Source organism: Micromonospora sp. IBHARD004 (genome assembly GCF_052814115.1).
This window is the reverse complement of the sequence record NZ_CP199934.1, coordinates 1,891,163-1,911,388: the sequence shown is the minus strand read 5'-3', so window position 1 is coordinate 1,911,388 and position 20,226 is coordinate 1,891,163. Positions and strand designations below refer to the sequence as shown.

Below are 20,226 nucleotides of genomic sequence, written 5' to 3'. Positions count from 1 at the left end.
CCGCCTCCGCACCGGAGGTCGGCCGTCCCGCCGGCACCGGGCGCACCGCCCGACGCCGACGCTCCATTCAGCTCACCCGGACCGCGCCGGGATGGTCACGTCGGCCACCAGCGGCACCGTCGCGGTCAGCAGGGACCCGTCCCGCTCCACCGGGGTCGGGCGGCCCAGCCGGGCCAGGGTCCGCAGCATCGGCGCGTTCTCCGCCAGGACGTGCAGCACCAGGGCCGCGTAACCGGCCCGCTCGGCGTGCCCGACCAGGCGGTGGAGCAGCGCGGTGCCGATGCCCCGCCGCTGCCAGTCGTCCCGGACCAGCAGCGCCACCTCCGCCTCGTCCCCCTCGGCGAGCAGGTTCGCCATCGCGACGACCGACTCCGCCGCCCCGCCGGAGCCGGACCGGGTCACCACGAGGCTGACCCCCCGCGCCGGTTCGAGCAGCCGGCGCAGCCGGGACGGCGACGGGCACCCCGCCCCGCCCAGGTACCGGCGCTGCCGGCTGCGCGCCGAGCAGCCCTCGTGCAGCTCCACCACGCCCGCCAGGTCGTCCACCGTCGCCGGCCGGACCAGCAGCTCCGCCCCGTCGGGCAGGAGCAGGGTGACCTGGTCCACCGCCCGGCGGGCCACCGTGGCGGCCAGCTCGGCGAGCGCCTGCGCCCGGGCGTACTCCGCCGGGGTGAAGCTGGGCGCGGCCCGGCGCAGCTCGAACGACCCGCCGGTCGGGTCGGCGAGCCGCATCGTCGCCGCGCCGATCCCCGGTCGGCCGCCGACCGGCACCGGCCGCCAGGTCACCGCGTCCGCGCCGAGCAGGGCGCGCAGCGCCTCCCCGGTCGCGTCCGGGTCGCGGACCAGCCGGTTGGCCAGGCCGAGCACCCGGGTGGGCTGGTCGGCCAGGCCGCGCGCCTCGCTGCGCGCCACCCAGCAGTCCCGTCCCCGCCCCCGCTCCACGGCGGCCAGCAGGTCCGCCTCGGTCAGCTCGTCGGGCGCGTCGACGAGGAAGTCGTCGACGGCGCCCACCTCGGTGGTGTGCACCTGCACGGTGAGGATGTTGACCCCGCGCAACGCGAGGCTCGCCGTGAGCACCGACAGGTAGCCGGGCCGGTCGTCCACGGTGGCTCGGATCCGCCATAGCGTCATGTCTGCTCCCTCCCTCACCACAAGACCCTGCCGGCCCGCTGTTGCACCGGCGTTGCCCGACGGTGACAGGCGCGAACCAGTCAGGTGACGCTGGTCACGGGCGGGGCGCCGACCAGGTCGAGGCGGTCACCGAGGATCACGGCGCTGGCCCGGACCAACTGGGCCAGCCGGTCCACCTCGGTGGAGTGGAACGCGGCGGCCGCCAGGGGCTCGCTGCGGTCGCGCGCCACCACCAGCACCAGGCCGGCACGGCCGAACGGCGCGACCGCGTAGTGGTCGCCGTCCGCGGTGGTCATCGAGCGGGCCCGCAGCGGGGTCACCTCCGGCAGCCGCGGCGGTTCCGGCGTCCGCCAGCTCGCGTGCCCGACCGTCGCCTCGCCGGCCCCGCCGGTGCGCGAGGCCCAGTCCAGCGGTACGACGGCGGCCACCGCCCAGTCGGCGGCGAGCAGCCCGGGCACCGCGTCCACCAGGGTGGCCACCCCGTCGGTCGGGTTCGCGGCGACCTGGGCGAGCAGTTCGGCGTCCTGGCCGGTGGTGGTCGGCGCGCCGATCGCCCGCCACACCCCGTCCACCTTGACGCCGGGGATCGCGGCCAGGCCGGCGAGGAGGCGCTCCACCCGCGCCGCCCCCGGCCAGACCACCGTGAAGTCGTCGACCGCCCGGCCGCCGAGCCGCTCCAGCACCACCACCTGGACGATGTCGGCGCCGGAGACGCCGAGTGTGCGGGCCACCTGGCCGAGCGTCCCGGGTCGGTCCGGCAGGGTCACCCGAACTCTCAGCAACATGTCTGTTCCCTCCGCTCGGCGGGCCGGCCGTGACGGCCGGCAGGCTGGGCACCAGCCTGCCGGTTGACCATTTCGCCCCTGTTGCAGCGGCATGTCCCGGCGGATAATCCGACCTTGACAAGAAAGCTGAGCTGCCATCAACTATCCGGATGACCGAACCGGCCGTCGACCCCGCCCAGACCCCGACCGGCTCGGCGCCCGACCGGTCCCCGAAGGGCCTCGATCTCGACCGGCTCGCCGGTTACCTGGCCGAGCGACGGCCGGAGCTGGCCGCCGGGCCGCTGTCGGCGCGGCTGATCGCCGGCGGCAAGTCCAACCTGACGTACCTGGTGCGCGCCGGCGGGCGCGAGATGGTGCTGCGCCGGCCCCCGCTCGGGCACGTGCTGGCCACCGCGCACGACATGGCCCGCGAGCACCGGGTGATCTCGGCGCTCGCGCCGACCGACGTTCCCGTCCCGGAGGCGCTGCTGCTCTGCGCCGACGACGCGGTGATCGGCGCGCCGTTCTACCTGATGGAGAAGGTCGACGGCGAGGTCTACCGGACCCGGGCGCAGACCGACCCGCTGACCGCCGGGCAGCGGCGCGACCTGGCCATGGCGATGATGGACACCCTCGCCGCGCTGCACATGGTCGAGCCGGCCGCCGTGGGGCTGGCCGACTTCGGCCGCCCCGAGGGCTACCTGGGCCGGCAGGTACGCCGCTGGGCCGGCCAGCTCGACCGCTCCCGCAGCCGCGAGCTGCCCGGCATCGACGAGCTGCGCGACGCGCTCGCCGACACCGTGCCGGAGGGTGCCAACGCGGGACGGATCGTGCACGGCGACTACCGGCTGGACAACCTCCTCGCCGCGGTCGACCCGGTCACGGTCCGGGCGGTGCTGGACTGGGAGATGGCCACCCTCGGCGACCCCCTCGCCGATCTGGGGCTGCTCCTCACCTATTGGAGCGTGCTCGGCGACAGCGAGCTCGCCGAGGGCAACCCCGTCGCCGACGGGATCGGCCCGCGCGCCGGCTTCCCCACCGGGGACGAGCTGATCGACCGGTACGCCGGCCGCAGCGACGTCGACGTGGGCCCGCTGCACTGGCACGTGGCGCTCGGCTGTTTCAAGCTTGCGGTGATCTGCGAGGGGATCCACTACCGGCACACCCTCGGGCAGACCCTCGGCGGCGGCTTCGACCGGATCGGCGACATGGTGGCGCCGCTGGTCGACCACGGCCTGTGCGCGGTCCGGGAGAGGTGATGGACTTCGCGTACGACGCCCGTACGGTCGAGCTGCGGGATCGGCTGGCCGCGTTCCTCGACGAGTGCGTGTACCCGGCCGAGCCGGTGCACGCCGAGCAGGTCGCCGCCGCCGGCGACCCGTGGTCCCGCTCCCCCGTGCTGGCGGAGCTGAAGGCGGCGGCCCGCGAGCGCGGCCTGTGGAACCTCTTCCTGCCCGACCCGCGCTACGGCGCCGGCCTGACCAACCTCCAGTACGCCCCGCTCGCGGAGCTGACCGGACGCAGCCCGCACCTGGCCCCCGAGGCGCTGAACTGCGCCGCGCCGGACACCGGCAACATGGAGCTGCTCGCCGAGTTCGGCTCCGCGGCGCAGCGGGACCGCTGGCTGAAGCCGCTGCTGGCGGGGGAGATCCGCTCCGCGTTCTGCATGACCGAGCCGGAGGTGGCCTCCTCCGACGCCACCAACATCGCCACCCGGATCAGCCGGGACGGCGACGAGTACGTGATCAACGGCCGCAAGTGGTGGTCGTCCGGGGCGATGGACCCGCGCTGCGAGATCTTCATCGTGATGGGCAAGACCGACCCGGACGCCGACCGGCACCGCCAGCAGAGCATGATCCTGGTCCCCCGGGACACCCCTGGCGTGACCGTCCGCCGCGGCATGACCGTCTTCGGCTACACCGACGCCCCGCACGGCGGCCACGCCGAGATCGACTTCACCGACGTCCGGGTGCCGGCGGAGAACCTGGTCGGCGCCGAGGGCGCCGGCTTCGCCATCGCCCAGGCCCGGCTCGGCCCGGGCCGGATCCACCACTGCATGCGGCTGGTCGGCATGGCCGAGCGGGCCCTGGAGCTGCTCTGCCGCCGGGCCAACGAGCGGATCGCGTTCGGCCGACCGCTCGCCGAGCAGGGCGTGGTGCGGGAGTGGATCGCCGAGTCCCGGGTCCGCATCGAGCAGGCCCGGCTGCTGGTGCTCAAGACCGCCTGGCTGATGGACACCGTCGGCAACAAGGGCGCGCACACCGAGATCCAGGCCATCAAGATCGCCACCCCGGCCATGGCCGAGTGGGTGATCGACAAGGCCATCCAGGGGTACGGCGGTGCCGGCGTCAGCCAGGACACCCCGCTCGCCGGCCTCTGGGCCCAGGCCCGCACCCTCCGCCTGGCCGACGGTCCCGACGAGGTGCACCGCGCCTCCCTCGCCAAGCGCGAACTCCGCCGCTGGCCCACCCCCGCCTGACCCCACCCCTCCCCACCGGCCGTGTAGTGGGGTGGGTCAGGCGGAGGCGCGGTGGATGAGTTTGGTGTCGAGGAGGACGTGCGGGGAGGGGATCTCTTCGCCGCGGATGCGGGAGACCAGGAGGCGGGCCATCTGCCGGCCCATCTCCTCCACCGGTTGGAAGACGGTGGTCAGCGGGGGTTCGGCCTGCCGGGCGATGGGCGCGTCGTCGAAGCCGACCACCGCCACGTCCTCGGGCACCCGGCGGCCGGCCTCGCGGAGCGTACGGAGGGCGCCGAACGCCATCAGGTCGGAGGCGGCGAAGACCCCGTCCAGGTCGGGGCAGACCTCCAGCAGCCGTCGCATGCAGGCGGTGCCGCTGTCCTCGCTGAAGTCCCCGTACGCGATCAGGTCCTCCTCGACGCCGGCGCCCGCGGCCCGGACGGCCTCCCGGTAGCCGGACAACCGGGCCAGGCCGGCGCCCATGTCCTGCGGCCCGGCGATGGTGGCGATCCGGCGCCGCCCGCGCTTGAAGAGGTGCTCCACCGCCTGCCGGGCGCCCCCGACGTTGTCCATGTCGACGAACCAGGCCGGCCGGGCGTTGGGGTGCAGCATCCGGGCCGGCCGACCGCCGAGCACGGTGGGCAGGCCACGCTCCTCCAGCAGGGTGGGCAGCGGGTCGGAGTCGTGCAGCGAGAGCAGCAGGACGCCGTCGACGTGCTGGTTGGTCAGGTGGTGCTCCACCCGTTCCCGCTCGATCGGCGACTGCACCATGGCCAGCCACAGCTGCATCGGGGTCTCCAGCAGCCCGGAGCTGACGCCCCGGACGATGCTGGCGAAGAACGGCTCGGTGAAGACCCGCTCGCCGGACTCGGAGACCACCAGCGCCACCGAGTCGGTCCGCTGGGTCACCAGCGCCCGGGCGGCGCGGTTCGGCACGTACCCCAGCTCGGCGATCGCCTGTTGGACGGCGGCCCGGGCCTCCGGGCTGACCTGGGGCGAGCCGTTGACCACGCGGGAGACCGTGCCGCGGCCGACGCCGGCGCGGGCCGCGACCACGTCGAGGGTCGGGCGCCCGAGCGACCGCGTGCGCTGCGTTGTCATGGGCTGCTCCTCCGACATCGGACTGGCCCGGCACCTGTTACGGCGACGAGGCCGGGCCGCCCGTTACTGGCTGGCCAAGCCTATTGTGCGGCCAGGCCGTTGCGTCGGATCACCTCGGCGTACCACCTGCCGCTGGACTTGGGGATCCGGGCCTGGCTGTCGTAGTCGACGTGGACCATCCCGAAGCGCTTGGTGTACCCCCATGCCCACTCGAAGTTGTCCATCAGTGACCAGGCGAAGTAGCCCTTCAGCGGCACCCCGGCGCTGATCGCGGCGTGCGCGGCGCGCAGGTGCGCGTCGAAGTACGCCAGCCGGTCGGGGTCGTCGACCTGGCCGTCGACCACCGCGTCGACGAAGGCGGAACCGTTCTCGGTGATGTAGAGCGGCAGGTCGGTGTAGTCGCGGTGGACCCGCTCCAGGGTCTCGACCAGGCCGGGGGCGTCGATCTCCCAGCCCATGTCGGTGACCGGGACGCCCCGGGTGACGAACCGGACGTCCGCGCTGCCCGGCCAGCACGACGGCGACCGCCAGTACGCCTCCGGCTCCGCCCCCCCGACCGGGGCGGCGACGACGTGCCGGCTGTAGTAGTTGATCCCCAGCACGTCCAGCGGGCTGGAGATGATCTTCAGGTCGTCCTCCCGGACGTGCCCGAAGTCGCTGACCTGGCGCAGGTCGGCCCGCAGGTCCGCCGGGTACGACCCGCGCAGCACCGGGTCGAGGAAGAACCGGTTCGCCAGCCCGTCGATCCGCCGCGCGGCGTCGACGTCCTCGGCCGCGTCGCTGGCCGGGGTGACCGGGTAGAGGTTGAGCGTGATGCCGAGCTGGGCGTCGGGCCGGGACGCACGCAGCGCCTGCACCGCGAGGCCATGGCCGAGCATCAGGTGATGCCCCGCCCGGACCGCGTCGCCGCCGTCCGAGCGGCCGGGCGCGTGCACGCCGGAGCCGTAGCCGAGGAACGCCGAGCACCACGGCTCGTTGAGCGTGGTCCAGTACCGCACCCGGTCGCCGAGGGCGTCCGCGACGAGCTGGGCGTAGTCGGCGAACCGGCCGGCGGTGTCCCGGGCCGGCCAGCCGCCGGCGTCCTCCAGGGGTTGCGGCAGGTCCCAGTGGTAGAGGGTCAGCCAGGGCTCGATGTCGTGGGCCAGCAGCTCGTCGACCAGCCGCCGGTAGAAGTCCAGGCCCGCCTGGTTGGCCGCGCCCGTGCCGCCCGGCTGGACCCGCGGCCAGGAGACCGAGAACCGGTACGACTTCAGCCCCAGCTCCGCCATCAACCCGACGTCGCCGGGCATCCGGTGGTAGTGGTCGCAGGCCACGTCCCCGGTGTGCCCGGCCACCGTCCGACCCTCGGTGTGGCTGAACGTGTCCCAGATCGAGGGGGTGCGGCCGCCCTCGGTCGCCGCACCCTCGATCTGGTACGCGGCGGTCGCCGCGCCCCAGAGGAAACCGGGCGGGAAGGTGAGTTCCGGACCCTGGTCGAGGACTTCGACGGCGGGTGGGCTGGCTGGGTTGCTCACGACTTGACGGCGCCTTCCATGATTCCGCCGAATGATCTGGCGGCCGAACAGAACGAACACGATGAACAGGGGCAGGGCGGCGATCAACGTACCGGCGAAGATCTGATCCGCACCACTCGCTGGGGAGCGCTCCCATGAGCGTGCCGGGAGGTGCCAGGCGTGTCAACCGGGTAGGAGAGCCGGGATCAGCAGAGGCGGCGCAGCAGGGTGGTCGCGCGGGTGGCGTCGAAGACGTCCTGATCGAAGCCGGTGCCGGCCCACTCCCGCATCGCCCGGTGCTCGGGATGGGTCGGATCGGTCAGCGCGGCCAGCAGGACGGCGTACCCGGACGGGCCGCCGACGTCCTCCGGCGGGCAGGCCCGCTCCCCCTGCGGACACGACGGGTACCGCTCGTCCGGATCGGCCGAGCAGACGTCCTCCACCAGCAGGTCGTGCTCCCACCAGTCGCCGAAGTCGTAGGTGTAGTGGAACCGGCTGCCCTTGCCGACCACCGCGTCCAGCCGGACGTCCAGCTCGTCGCGGACCGCCAGCTCGCCGTCCGGGTCCGGCTCGCCGTACTGGAGCCCGTCGATCTCGAACGAGTGCAGGTGACAGTCCCGCCAGCCCATCGCGTGCTGCACCACCCGGTGCACGCGGTCCAGGGTGTAGCCACCGGGGACGAGGACCCGCCGCCAGACCGGCGGCCGGACCCCGGCCAGGGAGACCGTGAGCTGAAAGATCTGACGCGGCATCGGGTCCCATCCTCCCTCGGCATAGGCTGCCAGCATGATCTGCCGAGCGTGCCGGGAGCGACGGCACGACGACTGTCCGGGCCGGAAGTGGTGCGACTGCCAGCACCGTACCCCCCGACCCACCCCTCCGGTCACCGGTCCGGCCAGCGAATGAGCGTCGGAAGTCCGATTTCCCGGGTCTGGCCGGCACCTGCGACCGGGCCGCTGACCGACCCCGAGCTGGCCACGCTCTACGGTCGCGCCGGGCGGCCTCACCTGCGGGTGAACTTCGTGGCCAGCGCCGACGGCGCGGTCACCCTGGACGGCTACTCCGAAGGGCTCTCCGGCGAGCCGGACAAGCGGGTCTTCGGGCTGCTCCGGATGCTCTGCGACGGCCTGGTGGTGGCCGCCGGCACGCTCCGCCACGAGGGCTACCGGGCGGTCCGGCTCAGCGAGCCGCGCCGGGCCTGGCGCCGCGAGCAGGGCCTGACCGAGTACCCGACGTTGGTGGTGGTCTCCGGCTCGCTCGACCTCGACCCGGCCCAGGCGGCCTTCGCCGACGCGCCGGTACGGCCGGTCGTGCTCACCCGCGACGCCGCCGAGCCGCCGCCAGGGCTCACCGACGTCGCCGACCTGGTCCGCTGCGGCGCGGACCGGGTGAACCTCGCCGCCGGCCTGGCCGAGCTGCGCCGGCGCGGGCTCGACCAGCTGCTCTGCGAGGGCGGCCCGCACCTGTTCGGCGCGCTCACCGCCGCCGACCTCGTCGACGAGCTCTGCCTCACCGTCGCGCCGCTGCTCGCCGGGGCCGGCCCCGGCCGGATCACCGCCGGCGACGCCAGCGCGCCCCGGCACCTGCCGCTGCGGCACGTGCTGGCCGCCGGGGACGGGACGCTGATGCTGCGCTACGCCCGGGACCCGGACGGCGCTCCCCCGGCCGGCGCCGCGCCCGCCGCCTAGGGCGCATCCCGTCGGGCCGGGCCACCGGCGGACGGCGGCAGCGCGTCCGGCAGCCCGAACACCGGGAAGTGCGACGCCGCCACGAACGACGTGATCTCCGCGATCCGCGCGCCCCGCAGCGTCAGCACGTCGATCGACCACGGCAGGTGCGGGCCGGTCCCGCCCGGGCGCAGGTAGGACGCGACCGCGGGTTGGCCGTTCGCGCTGGTCGGCAGGTGCCGCCAGCTCCCGCACCGGGTCAGGGGCAGCTCGCGGGCGAAGTCCATGACCGCGTCGAGGCCCCGGTACCAGTGCGGCATCGGCGGCATCGACCAGGTGACGTCCTCGGTGAGCAGGGCGATCAGGGTGTCGGCGTCGCCGTTCTCCAGCGCGGTGGCGTACCCGGTGACGATCTCCCGCAGCCGGGCGTCGTCGAGCGTGCGCAGGGTCCGCAGCTGACTCGCGGCGGGGACCCGCTCGGCGACGACCCGGCGGGCTCGCGCGAGGGCCGAGTTCACCGACGTGGTGGAGGTGCTCATCATGGCCGCGATCTCCGCGGCGGAGAAGCCGAGGACGTCGAAGAGCAGCAGCGCCGCCCGCTGGTTGCCGGGCAGGTGCTGCAGCGCGGCGACGAAGGCCAGCTCGACCGCCTCGCGCTGCTCGTAGCGGACGTCCGGGGCGGCCGGACCGGCGGCGAGGTCGGCATCCGGATAAGGACCGAGCCAGGCGACGTGGTGGGCCGGGGGGTTGTCCGGCACGGCGCGTTCACTCGCCGGGCCCAGGTCGACGGGGAGGGCGCGGCGGCGGCGACCGGCGACGACGTCCAGGCAGGTACGGGTCGCCACCGTGTACAGCCACGAGCGCAGCGAGGCGCGACCCTCGAAGCCCGGCAGGCCCCGCCAGGCCCGCAGCAGGGCGTCCTGGAGGGCGTCGTCCGCGTCGTGGGCGGAGCCGAGCATCCGGTAGCAGTGGGCGTGCAGTTCCCGGCGCAGCGGTGCGACGAGCGCGGTGAAGGCGGCCTGGTCGACCCCGCCCGCCGCGACTTTCCGGGAAGTCACCCTCACGAGCGACGATTCTGCCGTACGACGGGAGTCTGCATGGTGAACCGTTCGCCACGACCCGGGAGGACCCGATGAGCAGCATCTCCGCCGAGCACGTCACCGCCGCGACCCTGGAGGTCCCGGACGGGCGGCTGTACTACGAGGTACGCGGGCAGGGACCGCTCGTGGCCCTGGTCGCCGCCCCGATGGACGCCGGAGCCTTCGCACCGCTGGCCGACCTGCTGGCCGCGGAGCACACCGTGCTGACCACCGACCCGCGCGGCATCAACCGCAGCCTCCTGCACGACCCCCACCAGGACTCGACGCCGCAGCTGCGCGCCGAGGACATGTCCCGGCTCCTCGCCCACCTCGACGCCGGCCCGGCCGCGGTGCTCGGGTCCAGCGGCGGCGCGGTGACCGTCCTCGCCCTCGCCCAGGCCCACCCCGATCAGGTGCACACGGTCATCGCGCACGAGCCGCCGCTGCTCGGGCTGCTGGACGACCGCGCGGAGCTCCGGGCCCGGGAGGAGGACATGATCGCCACCTACCGCTCCGGGGACCGGCTCGGCGCCGGGCGCAAGTTCCTCGCCAACGCCAACATCGAGCTGCCCGAGGAGATGATCCAGGGCATGTTCGGCGGCGAGCCCGATCCGCGGGCGGCCGCCGACGAGCACTTCCAGTACGTCCACATGATCCGGGGCACGACCCGGTTCCAGCCCGACGTCGCCGCCCTGCGCGACGGCGCCACCCGCGTCGTCGTCGGCCTCGGCGAGCAGTCGACCGGTCAGATCTGCGACCGCACCTCGCGGGCGCTGGCCGCGGCGCTGGGCGGCGCCCCCACGATGTTCCCCGGCGGGCACATCGGCTTCGTCGAGGACCCGCCGGCCTTCGCCGCCCGGCTGCGCGAGGTCCTCGCCGAGGGCTGAGCCGCAGCACCGGCGGCGGGCGCGGGACGCCGTCCGGCGTACCCGCGCCCGTGATCGGTGGCGCTGCCGTCCGGCGTCGGCGGTGGAGGAGGGCCGCCGACGCCGGGTCAGGCGGTCAGTTGACGCTCACGGCCGACCAGGCGGCGGCGACCGTGTTGTACTCGGCGCTGCCGGCGCCGTACAGGTCCGCGGCGGCCGACAGGGTCGCGGTGCGGGCACCGGCGTAGTTGGTCCGCGAGGTCATGTAGGTGGTCAGCGCGCGGTACCAGATCGCGCCGGCCTTGGTGTTGCCGATGCCGGCGACGGTGCTGCCGTTGCAGGTCGGGCTGTTGCCGAAGGACGACGAACCGCTGCCGACGGCGAGCAGGTAGAAGAAGTGGTTCGCCACCCCGGAGGAGTAGTGGACGTCCAGGCTCTTCACCATGGTGCTGTAGCAGTCGGCCGAGGCGCCGTCCTTGGACGGCTTGTCCATGTACCGCAGCGGCACGCCGCTGGAGCGGAGCTTCTCGCCGATCAGGTAGTCGCCCGCGTCCTTGCTGTTGCCCGCGTAGAACTCGACCAGGGTGCCGAAGATGTCGCTGGTGGCCTCGTTGAGGCCGCCCGACTCACCGCTGTAGCGCAGGCCCGCGGTGTTGCTGGTGACGCCGTGGGTCATCTCGTGCCCGGCGACGTCCAGCGAGGTCAGCGGGTACCAGCCGGAGCCGCCGTCGCCGTAGGTCATGCAGAAGCAGGAGTCGCTCCAGAACGCGTTGGCGTAGTTGGTGCTGTAGTGCACCCGGCTGTACGCGCCGACGCCGTCGTTGCGGATGCCGTTGCGGCCGAACGTGGACTTGTAGTAGTCCCAGGTCTCCTGCGCGCCGTACGCGGCGTCGGCGGCGGCGGTCTGCCGGTTGGCCAGGGTGCCGTCACCGAAGACGTTGCCGGCGTTGGTGACCAGGGTGCCGGTGCCGGAGGTGCCGCCGTTCAGGTCGTAGGTCTTGTGGCCGCCCCGGGTGGCGTCGGCGAGCTGGTACGTGCCGCCGGAGAGGGTGCTGCCCACCACCACGGAGCCGGAGTGGAAGGTGTTGCCGGTGCCGTCGCGCTGCACACCCTCCCACGAGTCGCGGACCTTGCCGGTGACGGCGTCGACCAGCACGTGCAGCTCGCTGGGGGTCCCGTCGGCGTACGCGCCGCCCACGACCACCTCGTACGCCAGGGCGGTGCCGGCGGCGTCGGCGTCGTGGACCAGCTGGCTGCCGTCGACCCGGCGGGTGGCGGCGGTCGAGGCGCCCAGCGCCGTCCGGCCCGCGGCCGCCGCGCTGATCTTCGCCTTCACGCCCCGGACGGGGGCCGCGGCGAGGCTCTGGCTGGCGCCGCGCCAGGCGTTGCCCTTGCCGAGGTGAACCACCAGGTCGCCGCCCAGCACGGGCAGGCCGTCGGCGTAGCGGTTGAGCCGGACGTGCTCGGTGCCGTCGGCGTCGGTGCTCGTGTTCTTCAGCGTGAAGCTCTGTCCGTCGGTGACGAACGCGCTGCCTGAGTGGGCCTTGAGCTGGGCCACCGCGCGGGTGAACGCGTCACCGGAGACGCCGGGCGCGGCGGCGGCCGCGGTCGGCACGGTGGCGGCGGTGGCCAGGAGAGCGGCCGTGGCCAGCCCGCCCAGGAGAGTGGTACGACGCATGAAGTTCCTACCTTCACTAGGACTGCCAGTCGGGGGGGTGCCGACTGACCGGCGACCCGCCGGTGGTGGACGACGGATCGGTCGCGACCCCGCGGGTGGCAGGGCGCGACGGCGCACAGGGATCGACGTTGGGAAGATCCTCAATGCGTTGTTGCATATTTTTGCGGCACGCCGCCCTTCTCTGTCACGACCTGCGGCCAAGATTTTTTCCACAACTTTTCGTGTTCCGTTCACCACTGTGGGCATCCGGCTGTTCGCCCCGGACCGGCCGCAGGTCCATTAATCTGGGACGATGGGATCCGCGGGGGTGGGCGACGCCGGGGCTACCGGGTCGGGCCGCCCGCTGCTCGCCGCCGGACTGCTGACCGGCGCCGGACTGGTGGACGTGCTCTCCGCCTGGGCACACACGGCGCGCGACGCGTTCGCCGTGGAAACCGCGCAGGGCGTGTACCTCGTCGACATCACCGGCTGGGCGTGGCTGCACGTCGCGATCGGGGCCGCGGTGACGCTCGCCGGGCTGCTGGTGCTCACCGGGCGACGCGGGACGGTTCCGCTCGCGATCTGCTGCGCCGTACCGGCGGTCGCCGTCGACCTGGCGCTCCTGCCGTACGCGCCGATCCGGGCCGTCCTGGTGGTCGCGCTCGACCTGGCGGCCGTCCGACTGCTCCTTCGCTACCGGCGCGCCGTCCGCGGCCGCACGCCGGCCCCGCCCGGGCCGGATCGGCTCAGCGCGCCTCGCAGACCCGGCCGGTCCTCGCCGGGTCCCCCTCCCGGCTCGCCGACCACACCGGGTTGAGCGACAGCGCCAACGGCGGCGCCTGCCAGGCGGCGCCCAGCCGCTGGAGCAGGCCGTACTCCCGGCGGGGCTGGTCGACCCGCTCGCCGGCCAGGAACGCGATCACCCGGTCCTCCACCATCCGCTGGCCGATCAGGCCGCCATGCAACGCGGGCTGCTGGTAGACCGGGATGCGGCTGTACTCGCCCGGCGGCGCCTCGGCGGCGCTGACCGTGGGCAGGAAGGCGATCATCCGGACGCCCGGCACCGGGCAGAGCGTGCGGTTGCGGTAGAACGGCGCGTCGCTCAGCACCGAGCGCACGAACGGCTCGTCGGGGTCGTCCTTCACCGGATTGGGCAGGTTCGCCAGCCAGAACAGGGCGCGCAGCTCCCAGCCCGCCGCGACCCCCCAGCCCTCGTGCCCCGGGGGCGGGTAGTAGGTCCGCCCGGCCTGGACCAGCGGGCTGAACATCACCGCCGCGGTCACCGGGCCAGGGGGCAACTTCTCCAGGTAGGTCCGGACCACCATCGAGCCCTCGCTCTGCCCGACCAGGGCCACCGGCCGGCCGGTACGCCGGTGCAGCGCCTCCACCTGGGCGGCGAGCAGGACGCTGCTGGAATCGAGCGACCGGTGGGTCGCCGCCGGCGGGTACGGCAGGGGCCGACCACCCGCGCCCAGCCCCTGGTAGGAGAACTGCTCGACCCGCGGGTCGGCGGGTGGTTCCCCGTCCCAGCTCGAGTCGTGCCCGTCGAGGACGATCACCGCGTGGTTGACCCGGCCGGGCAGCCGCTCGGTGAGGACCGGCGGCCGCCACATCCCCGGCCCGGGGGCGGCGATCCCGATCAGCGACGGGGCCCAGACCGCCCCCGCCATGGTGAGGGCGATGGCGATCGGGGCGACCGGCGCCCGTCGCCAGCGGAGCCGGGCCGGCAGCGCCGCGGCGGCCACGGTCCGTTGCCAGAGCAGCCCGTTCGCCACGCCGGCCAGGCCGGCCACCCCGACCGTCCACCAGCCGGGGGTGGTGGAGATCAGCGTGCCGGCCAGGGTCAGCAGCACGAAGTTCAGCGCCGACCAGCCGAACACCTCGATCGTCGGCAGCCCCCGCCACCAGTCGGCCACCGTCCCGGCCCGTACGAGGAAGGGGGCAATCACCAGCATCGGGCCCAGCGAGGCGAACAGGTACCAGGACAGCGCCACCGCGGAGAAGGCGACGGAGAGCGCGGCCCACGGCGAGATGATCAGCATGGCCAGTCCCGCGACCTCCAGGTTGCGCCGCACCAGCCAACCCCGGGAGGGGCGCGGTGTCCCGTCGGGCCAGGCCAGCGCGGTCAGCCCGGCGGAGAGCAGTCCCCGGGCCAGCGTGACGCCGAGCAGCCCGAGCACGAACGTGAGCCACGAGTCGTGGTAGACCAGCAGCCAGCGCAGGTCGTGGTACGAGTCGTACGGCCAGACGGCGGTGACCTGGGGAGCTAGGCCCTTGGCGGCGTGGAAACCGATCCCGACCAGCACCGCGGACTCCAGCACCGGTGGCAGCACGGCGAGGGCCAGCAACGCGGCCCATCGGCTACCTGACGAACTCACGGTCGCTCCTCGCGCCCGGGATCTGGGCTACCTGCATGCTCTCGCGGATGGCCGTGGCCGGCGCGGAAATGGGGGCGATCCGGTGACGGACAGCGCACGTACCCTTCCGCTGTGCCAGGGACCGGACGCAGTGGCGTGGCGTCCGCCGCGTCGCGTGGCAACCTGTCGCATCCCTCGGGCAGGATGCAGGGCGTGCGCCCTGCCCGAGACGACCAGCTGACCGGAGTCCGCCGATGACCGACGACCTGCTCGACGGCCCCGGCGAGGGGGTCGGCCGGGTGCTCGGCACCGCCGACGCCACCCCGCTGACGTTCTGGACGGCGGTCGCCCCCGGCAGCTACCTCCAGCTCGACGACGTGGTGGTCACCCGCCGCGAGCTGCCCGGCCGGGAGCCGGTGACCATCGCCGGCGTGGTCACCCAGGTCCGCGCCCGGCACGAGGGCGCGCAGTTCGACTCCGACGTCTTCGCCATCGCCGACGGGACGCTGCCGGCCCAGGTGCAGGAGGCCGCGGAGATCACCACCACCCGGGTCGACCCCGAGTTCTACGTGCCGCCCACCCCGGGCGCGGTGGTGCACCGGGCCGAGGGCGACGCCCGGGCCCGGGCGCTGCACTTCGACCGGATGGAACGGCGCATCCCGATGGGCATGGGCCGCGACGGCGTGCCGGTCTACCTCAACGCCGACTTCCTCGACGGCACCCGGGGCGCGCACGTCTCCATCTCCGGCATCTCCGGGGTGGCCACCAAGACCAGCTTCGCGACCTTCCTGCTCTACTCGGTCTTCCGCTCCGGGGTGCTCGGCGGCGACGCGGTCAACGCCAAGGCGCTGATCTTCAACGTCAAGGGCGAAGACCTGCTCTTCCTCGACCACCCCAACACCCGGCTCGACGACGCCACCCGGGCCGGGTACGCGAAGCTCGGGCTGGACGCGGGCGCCTTCCCCGACGTGCGGGTGTACGCCCCGCCCCGGGTCGGCGACTCCTCCGGCACGCCGGACGTGAGCAGCCGGCTCACCGGGGTGGACAGCTTCTACTGGACGCTCGCCGAGTTCTGCGCCGACCGGCTGCTGCCGTACGTCTTCGCCGACGCCGACGACGAGCGCCAGCAGTACACGATGGTGGTCCACTCGGTCGCCGCCCACCTGGCCCGGTACGCCCAGCCCGCCGACGGCGGGGTCAGCCTGGACGGGGTCCGGCTGGGCTCGTACGCGGACCTGGTCGACCACATCGTCGAGCAGCTCAACGACGACGAAACCCGGTCCGAGTGGGCGGGCAGCGCGGTCGGGCTCGGCACCGTCAACGCGTTCGCCCGTCGGCTGATCGGCAGCAAGAAGGATCTGGGCCGGCTGATCCGGGGCGACCTGGCCATGCGCCGCCCGCACTCGATCAACACCGCCGAGAGCGCCCAGGTCACCGTCGTCGACCTGCACAACCTGCCCGACCGGGCGCAGCGCTTCGTGGTCGGCGTGACGCTCAAGAGCGAGTTCGAGCGCAAGGAGAAGGCCGGCACCGCCAAGCCGCTGCTCTTCGTCGTCCTCGACGAGCTGAACAAGTACGCCCCCCGCGAGGGCTCCTCCCCGATCAAGGAGGTGCTGCTGGACATCGCCGAGCGGGGCCGCTCGCTCGGCGTGATCCTGGTCGGCGCGCAGCAGACGGCGAGCGAGGTGGAGCGGCGGATCGTCACCAACTCGGCGATCCGGGTGGTCGGCCGGCTCGACCCGGCCGAGGCCTCCCGCCCCGAGTACGGCTTCCTCCCGCCCGCCCAGCGGCAGCGGGCCCTGCTGGCCAAGCCGGGCACCATGTTCGTCAACCAGCCGGACATCCCGGTCCCGCTCTGCCTGGAGTTCCCCTTCCCGGCCTGGGCGACCCGGGTCTCGGAGGCCGGCCGGGCCCCGTCGGAGACGCTGCGCTCGATCACCCAGTCCGCCGACCCGTTCGCCGTGGTCGGCTCCGGCGCCACCACCGACGACGACATCCCGTTCTGAGGTGATCCAGCCATGAAGATCCTGCACACCTCCGACTGGCACGTCGGCAAGGTGCTCAAGGGGCAGTCCCGGGCCGAGGAGCACAAGCAGGTGCTGGCCCAGGTGATCGAGATCGCCCGGGCCGAGCGCCCCGACCTGGTCATCGTCGCCGGCGACCTGTACGACACCGCGGCGCCCACCCCGGAGGCGACCCGGCTGGTGACCCGGGCGCTGACCGCGCTGCGGCGCACCGGCGCGGACGTGGTGGCGATCGGCGGCAACCACGACAACGGGCAGGCCCTGGACGCGCTCCGCCCCTGGGCCGAGGCGGCCGGCATCACCCTGCGCGGCGGCGTCCGCGACAATCCGGCCGAGCACATCATCGACGGCGTCACCGCCGACGGCGAGCACTGGCAGCTCGCCGCGCTGCCCTTCCTGTCCCAGCGGTACGCGGTCCGCGCGGTGGAGATGTACGAGCTGACCGCCGCCGAGGCCAACCAGACGTACGCCGACCACCTCGGCCGGGTCCTCGCCCGGCTCACCGAGGGCTTCACCGAGCCGGACCGGGTGCACCTGGTCACCGCCCACCTGACCGTGGTCGGGGCGAGCACCGGCGGCGGCGAGCGGGACGCGCACACCGTCCTCGGGTACGCCGTGCCGGCCACCGTCTTCCCGGGCACCGCGCACTACGTGGCGCTGGGCCACCTGCACCGCTCCCAGCGGGTCATCGGCCCCTGCCCGGTGCGCTACAGCGGCAGCCCGCTGGCGGTCGACTTCGGCGAGCAGGAGAACGTCGGCTCGGTGACGATCGTCGAGGTGACCGCCCGGACCGCCGCCCAGATCCGGGAGGTGCCCGTCCCCGGGGCCGTCCCGCTGCGCACCGTCCGGGGCACCCTGGCCCAGCTCGCCGAGGTCGAGGCGCCGGAGGGCTGGCTGCGGGTCTACGTCCGCGAGCAGCCCCGCGCCGGGCTGCGCGAGGAGGTGCAGGAGCTGCTCCCCCGCGCGCTGGAGATCCGGATCGACCCGGAGCTGGTCCCGGCGCCCGGCAGCGGCACCCGCACCGCCCAGCGGGCCGGCCGGTCGCCGCGCGAGCTCTTCGCCGACTACCTGGGCAGCCGCGGGCACGCCGACGAGGGCGTCCAGGAGCTCTTCGACGAGCTCCTCGAGGAGGTCGACCGCTGATGCGCCCGATCCGGCTGGACATGGCGGGCTTCACGGTCTTTCGCGAGGAGACCACCGTCGACTTCACCGACGCCGACTTCTTCGTCCTGGTCGGGCCGACCGGCTCCGGCAAGTCCACGGTGCTCGACGCGATCTGCTTCGCCCTCTACGGCACCGTCCCCCGGTGGGGCGGCGCCCGGGGCCTGGCCAACGCGCTCGCCCCGTCGGCCACCGAGGCCCGGGTCCGGCTGGTCTTCGAATCCGCCGGCGACCGGTACGTCGCCACCCGGGTGGTCCGCCGGGACGGCCGGGGCGCGGTCAAGACCGCCAACGCCGGGTTGCAGCTCATGCCCGCCGGCTTCGACGTGACCAAGCTCGACACCGGGCTCAGCCCGGACGACCTCGGCGAGGTGGTCGCCGGCACCCCCGCCGAGATGGAGGAGGCGGTGCTGGAGGCGGTCGGGCTGCCGTACGAGCAGTTCACCTCCTGCGTGGTGCTGCCGCAGGGACAGTTCGCCGACTTCCTGCACGCCAAGCCCGCCACCCGGCAGCAGATCCTGGTCAACCTGCTCGGCCTCGGCGTCTACGAGGCGGTGCAGAAGCGGGCCACCGAACGTGCCGGGCAGGCCGAGGCGAAGCTGGAGGCGGTGGACCGGATGCTCGCCGGGCTCGCCGCCGTCGACGACGAGACGGTGGCCGGGGCGCAGGCGCAGGTCGACCGGGCGCGGGAGCTGGCCGGGGCGGTGGCGGTGGCCGTACCGGAGCTCGAGCGGGCCCGGGCCACGGCGCGGGAGGTGGCGGCGGCGCTGGCCGCGCGCGACGCGGAGCTGGCCGTGCTGGCCGGGGTGCGGGCGCCGGACGGGATCGCCGAGCTGGCGCGCGCGGTGACCACGGCGCGGGCCGCGGCCGACGAGGCGGGCGCCGCCGTGGCCCTCGCCGAGGAGCGGGAGGAGAAGCTCCGCGGCGAGCTGACCGCGGCCGGCGACGAGAGCGCGCTGCGCCTGCTACTGAAGGCGCACGGCGACCGGGACCGGCTGACCGCCGAGGCGGAGACGGTCCGGGCCGCGGTGACCGGGGCGCAGGCCGAACACGACGCGGCCGCGCGGGCCCTCGCGGAGGCGCGGGCCGCGGCCGAGCGGGCGGACACGGAGCTGGAGGCGGCGTTCCGGGCGCACGAGGAGGCGAAGGCCACCGACCAGGCCGTGGCGCTGCGGGCCCACCTGGTCGACGGCGCGCCCTGCCCGGTCTGCGAGCAGGTGGTGCCCCGGGTGCCGGCGGTGCCGGCCGGGTCGGCGGTGGCCCGGGCCACCGCCGCGGGGAAGGCGGCCCGGGCCGACAGCGAGGCCGCGAAGCGGGCGGTGCAGGATCGCGACGCCGCCGCCCGCGACCTGGACCGGGTGCTGCTGCGCGCCCGCGCCCAGCACGACCAGCTGCGGGCCCGGCTGGCCGAGCTGGACGACCAGCTCGCCGACGCCGCCGCGCCGGCCGCGCTGCGGGCTGCCCTGGACGAGCACGCCCGGCTGCGCCGGGCGCTGGAGGAGGCGGCGACCGCGGTCCGCGCCGGACGGGACGCCGCCCGGCGGGCCCGGGGCGCGGTGGACGGCGCCGAGGAGCGGCTGCGCCGGGCGTGGCGCGACTTCGACACGGCCCGGGACCGGCTCGCCCGGTTCGGCCCGCCGGCCGCCGACCGCGACGACGTGGCCGCCGCCTGGGCCACCCTGGCCGGGTGGGCCGGCGGGGAGGCCGATCGGCGGCGGGCCGACCGCACCGGGCTGGTCGACTCGGTCGCCGCGGCCCAGGCGGCGGCGACCGAGGTCGAGGAGCGGATCGCCGCCCTCTTCACCGCCGCCGGCCTGGCCGTCGCCGAAGACCCGGGCCGGGCCGCCGCGGTGGCGGTGGAGCGCGCCGAGGCCGAGCTGCGCCGGCTGGTCGAGCGGCGCGAGCAGGCCGCCGAGCTGCGCGAGCAGCGGGCCGGCCACGAGCGGGAGTCCCGGGTCGCCCGGGCCCTGGCCGGGCACCTGCGGGCCAACAACTTCGAGCGCTGGCTGCTGGCCGAGGCGTTGGACCTGCTGGTCGACGGCGCGTCGCGGATCCTGCGCGAGCTCTCCGGCGGCCAGTACGACCTGGTGCACGACAAGGGCGAGTTCTTCGTGGTCGACCACCACGACGCCGGGCTGCGCCGGGGCGTGCGCACCCTCTCCGGCGGGGAGACGTTCCAGGCCTCGCTGGCGCTGGCCCTGGCGCTCTCCGAGCAGCTGGCCGGGATGTCCACCACCGCGGCGAGCCTGGAGTCGATCGTCCTCGACGAGGGCTTCGGCACGCTCGACGCGGCCACCTTGGACACCGTCGCGGCGACCCTGGAGAGCCTGGCCGCCCGCGGCGACCGGATGGTCGGCGTGGTCACCCACGTGCCGGCCCTCGCGGAGCGGATCCCGGTCCGCTACGAGGTCCGCAAGGACGCCCGCACCGCCCGCGTCGAACGGACCGGCCTGTGAGCGCGAGGA

General features: G+C 74.6%; 16 protein-coding genes. 8 read left to right on the top strand and 8 right to left on the bottom strand.

Annotated elements, in window-relative coordinates; genetic code table 11:
• Positions 1-72 precede the first annotated feature (72 nt).
• Complete coding sequence (locus ACTWO6_RS09385) at positions 73-1,131, bottom strand: GNAT family N-acetyltransferase (protein ID WP_446219258.1); 1,059 nt, start codon at positions 1,129-1,131, stop codon at positions 73-75.
• 80 nt (positions 1,132-1,211) lie between these two features.
• Positions 1,212-1,916, bottom strand: coding sequence for an amino acid-binding protein (locus ACTWO6_RS09380; protein ID WP_446219257.1), 705 nt, complete (start codon positions 1,914-1,916; stop codon positions 1,212-1,214).
• Between the two features lie 149 nt (positions 1,917-2,065).
• On the opposite strand from ACTWO6_RS09380, the gene ACTWO6_RS09375 reads away from it, so the two are divergent.
• Together ACTWO6_RS09375 and ACTWO6_RS09370 are read left to right on the top strand one after the other, a co-directional pair.
• Positions 2,066-3,154 (top strand): phosphotransferase family protein, encoded by a 1,089-nt coding sequence (locus ACTWO6_RS09375; RefSeq protein WP_446219256.1) that lies wholly within the window; start codon positions 2,066-2,068, stop codon positions 3,152-3,154.
• Entirely contained in the window at positions 3,154-4,374 is a 1,221-nt protein-coding gene (locus ACTWO6_RS09370) for an acyl-CoA dehydrogenase family protein (protein WP_446219255.1), read from the top strand. Before ACTWO6_RS09375 ends, ACTWO6_RS09370 begins: the two co-directional genes overlap by 1 nt.
• A 36-nt stretch (positions 4,375-4,410) precedes the next feature.
• Here the strand turns inward: ACTWO6_RS09370 and ACTWO6_RS09365 are convergent, their stop codons facing one another.
• The 3 genes from ACTWO6_RS09365 to ACTWO6_RS09355 all read right to left on the bottom strand — a co-directional run bounded on the left by ACTWO6_RS09365 (position 4,411) and on the right by ACTWO6_RS09355 (position 7,702).
• Positions 4,411-5,457 (bottom strand): LacI family DNA-binding transcriptional regulator, encoded by a 1,047-nt coding sequence (locus tag ACTWO6_RS09365; protein WP_446219254.1) that lies wholly within the window; start codon positions 5,455-5,457, stop codon positions 4,411-4,413.
• An 80-nt stretch (positions 5,458-5,537) separates the two neighbouring features.
• Positions 5,538-6,971 (bottom strand): GH1 family beta-glucosidase, encoded by a 1,434-nt coding sequence (locus tag ACTWO6_RS09360; protein WP_446219253.1) that lies wholly within the window; start codon positions 6,969-6,971, stop codon positions 5,538-5,540.
• 185 nt (positions 6,972-7,156) lie between these two features.
• Complete coding sequence (locus ACTWO6_RS09355; protein ID WP_446219252.1) at positions 7,157-7,702, bottom strand: plasmid pRiA4b ORF-3 family protein; 546 nt, start codon at positions 7,700-7,702, stop codon at positions 7,157-7,159.
• Between the two features lie 150 nt (positions 7,703-7,852).
• On the opposite strand from ACTWO6_RS09355, the gene ACTWO6_RS09350 reads away from it, so the two are divergent.
• Complete coding sequence (locus ACTWO6_RS09350) at positions 7,853-8,638, top strand: pyrimidine reductase family protein (RefSeq protein ID WP_446219251.1); 786 nt, start codon at positions 7,853-7,855, stop codon at positions 8,636-8,638.
• On the opposite strand, the gene ACTWO6_RS09345 is transcribed toward ACTWO6_RS09350, so the two are convergent.
• A complete protein-coding gene (locus ACTWO6_RS09345) occupies positions 8,635-9,675 on the bottom strand; it encodes a sigma-70 family RNA polymerase sigma factor (RefSeq protein ID WP_446219250.1) in 1,041 nt (346 codons plus the stop codon). The two genes, ACTWO6_RS09350 and ACTWO6_RS09345, sit on opposite strands and share 4 nt — an antisense overlap.
• Before the next feature lie 74 nt (positions 9,676-9,749).
• On the opposite strand from ACTWO6_RS09345, the gene ACTWO6_RS09340 reads away from it, so the two are divergent.
• Positions 9,750-10,583, top strand: coding sequence for an alpha/beta fold hydrolase (locus ACTWO6_RS09340; RefSeq protein ID WP_446219249.1), 834 nt, complete (start codon positions 9,750-9,752; stop codon positions 10,581-10,583).
• A gap of 115 nt (positions 10,584-10,698) precedes the next feature.
• On the opposite strand, the gene ACTWO6_RS09335 is transcribed toward ACTWO6_RS09340, so the two are convergent.
• A complete protein-coding gene (locus ACTWO6_RS09335) occupies positions 10,699-12,240 on the bottom strand; it encodes a M4 family metallopeptidase (RefSeq protein WP_446219248.1) in 1,542 nt (513 codons plus the stop codon).
• A 292-nt stretch (positions 12,241-12,532) separates the two neighbouring features.
• Between ACTWO6_RS09335 and ACTWO6_RS09330 the strand changes: the two genes are divergently transcribed.
• Positions 12,533-13,036, top strand: a complete 504-nt coding sequence (locus ACTWO6_RS09330) for a DUF7144 family membrane protein (protein ID WP_446219247.1) — start codon at positions 12,533-12,535, stop codon at positions 13,034-13,036.
• Here ACTWO6_RS09330 and ACTWO6_RS09325 read toward each other — a convergent pair.
• Positions 12,966-14,597, bottom strand: a complete 1,632-nt coding sequence (locus ACTWO6_RS09325; protein ID WP_446219246.1) for a hypothetical protein — start codon at positions 14,595-14,597, stop codon at positions 12,966-12,968. The two genes, ACTWO6_RS09330 and ACTWO6_RS09325, sit on opposite strands and share 71 nt — an antisense overlap.
• A gap of 233 nt (positions 14,598-14,830) precedes the next feature.
• On the opposite strand from ACTWO6_RS09325, the gene ACTWO6_RS09320 reads away from it, so the two are divergent.
• From ACTWO6_RS09320 to ACTWO6_RS09310, 3 genes are read left to right on the top strand one after another with little or no spacing between them, the layout of a single operon-like run.
• Positions 14,831-16,582 (top strand): ATP-binding protein, encoded by a 1,752-nt coding sequence (locus ACTWO6_RS09320; protein WP_446219245.1) that lies wholly within the window; start codon positions 14,831-14,833, stop codon positions 16,580-16,582.
• 12 nt (positions 16,583-16,594) lie between these two features.
• Positions 16,595-17,743, top strand: coding sequence for an exonuclease SbcCD subunit D (locus ACTWO6_RS09315; protein ID WP_446219244.1), 1,149 nt, complete (start codon positions 16,595-16,597; stop codon positions 17,741-17,743).
• On the top strand, positions 17,743-20,217 hold the full coding sequence (locus tag ACTWO6_RS09310; RefSeq protein WP_446219243.1) for an AAA family ATPase: 2,475 nt from the start codon (positions 17,743-17,745) through the stop codon (positions 20,215-20,217). The genes ACTWO6_RS09315 and ACTWO6_RS09310 overlap by 1 nt, the downstream gene beginning before the upstream one ends.
• Positions 20,218-20,226: the final 9 nt, after the last annotated feature.

Excerpts from the sequence above, each read along its gene's own strand:
- ACTWO6_RS09385 (WP_446219258.1), bottom strand. The coding sequence starts at position 1,131 with ATGACGCTATGGCGGATCCGAGCCACCGTGGACGACCGGCCCGGCTAC.
- ACTWO6_RS09380 (WP_446219257.1), bottom strand. The coding sequence starts at position 1,916 with ATGTTGCTGAGAGTTCGGGTGACCCTGCCGGACCGACCCGGGACGCTC.
- ACTWO6_RS09375 (WP_446219256.1), top strand. The coding sequence starts at position 2,066 with ATGACCGAACCGGCCGTCGACCCCGCCCAGACCCCGACCGGCTCGGCG.
- ACTWO6_RS09370 (WP_446219255.1), top strand. The coding sequence starts at position 3,154 with ATGGACTTCGCGTACGACGCCCGTACGGTCGAGCTGCGGGATCGGCTG.
- ACTWO6_RS09365 (WP_446219254.1), bottom strand. The coding sequence starts at position 5,457 with ATGACAACGCAGCGCACGCGGTCGCTCGGGCGCCCGACCCTCGACGTG.
- ACTWO6_RS09355 (WP_446219252.1), bottom strand. The coding sequence starts at position 7,702 with ATGCCGCGTCAGATCTTTCAGCTCACGGTCTCCCTGGCCGGGGTCCGG.
- ACTWO6_RS09350 (WP_446219251.1), top strand. The coding sequence starts at position 7,853 with ATGAGCGTCGGAAGTCCGATTTCCCGGGTCTGGCCGGCACCTGCGACC.
- ACTWO6_RS09340 (WP_446219249.1), top strand. The coding sequence starts at position 9,750 with ATGAGCAGCATCTCCGCCGAGCACGTCACCGCCGCGACCCTGGAGGTC.
- ACTWO6_RS09335 (WP_446219248.1), bottom strand. The coding sequence starts at position 12,240 with ATGCGTCGTACCACTCTCCTGGGCGGGCTGGCCACGGCCGCTCTCCTG.
- ACTWO6_RS09330 (WP_446219247.1), top strand. The coding sequence starts at position 12,533 with ATGGGATCCGCGGGGGTGGGCGACGCCGGGGCTACCGGGTCGGGCCGC.
- ACTWO6_RS09320 (WP_446219245.1), top strand. The coding sequence starts at position 14,831 with ATGACCGACGACCTGCTCGACGGCCCCGGCGAGGGGGTCGGCCGGGTG.
- ACTWO6_RS09315 (WP_446219244.1), top strand. The coding sequence starts at position 16,595 with ATGAAGATCCTGCACACCTCCGACTGGCACGTCGGCAAGGTGCTCAAG.
- ACTWO6_RS09310 (WP_446219243.1), top strand. The coding sequence starts at position 17,743 with ATGCGCCCGATCCGGCTGGACATGGCGGGCTTCACGGTCTTTCGCGAG.